Origin of the sequence: Cryobacterium sp. MLB-32, assembly GCF_000738085.1 — a bacterium.
Lineage (GTDB): Bacteria > Actinomycetota > Actinomycetes > Actinomycetales > Microbacteriaceae > Cryobacterium.
The window spans coordinates 1-449 of sequence record NZ_JPRS01000737.1 but is presented as its reverse complement, the minus strand read 5'-3'; the positions used below and the strand labels follow the sequence as shown (position 1 = coordinate 449).

Sequence of the window (449 nt, the reverse complement as noted above, 5' to 3'; positions counted from 1 at the left end):
ATGATCGCCTTCATCGGCGTGGTCATCGGCGGCATGATCATTGCCCTCTACATGCCGATGTTTTCCATCTTTCAATACATCAAGTAAAAAATTGCCCCCGAACTGGGGGTTTATTTTGGGTTTCTCAGCCACTTTTCTGTGCTACGGACGTATGCTCTCCTTAAGCAGGCGAAGGTCTTCCTCGCAGGCGCCTCAGAGAAGGACCCATCATGATCAACACGCTCACCGGACCGCTCGCACGCAAGCGTGCGGCCCTCAACAAAGAAGACACCGGGTTCACTCTCATTGAGCTCCTTGTGGTCGTCATCATCATCGGTATCTTGGCGGCAATCGCCATTCCGATCTTCCTCAGCCAGCAGGATCAGGCGAAGGATTCCGCGGCCAAGTCCGACCTCGGAAACGCCAAGGTCTCCTATGTCAGCCTGCTGCTGGACACCCCAGCAGGAACG

1 protein-coding gene is annotated in these 449 nt (G+C 55.0%); it reads left to right on the top strand.

What is annotated here, in order from left to right; translation table 11 throughout:
* Positions 1-209: 209 nt before the first annotated feature.
* Positions 210-449: prepilin-type N-terminal cleavage/methylation domain-containing protein (locus JF66_RS21150; RefSeq protein WP_035880959.1), on the top strand; the 240-nt coding region annotated here is incomplete at its 3' end.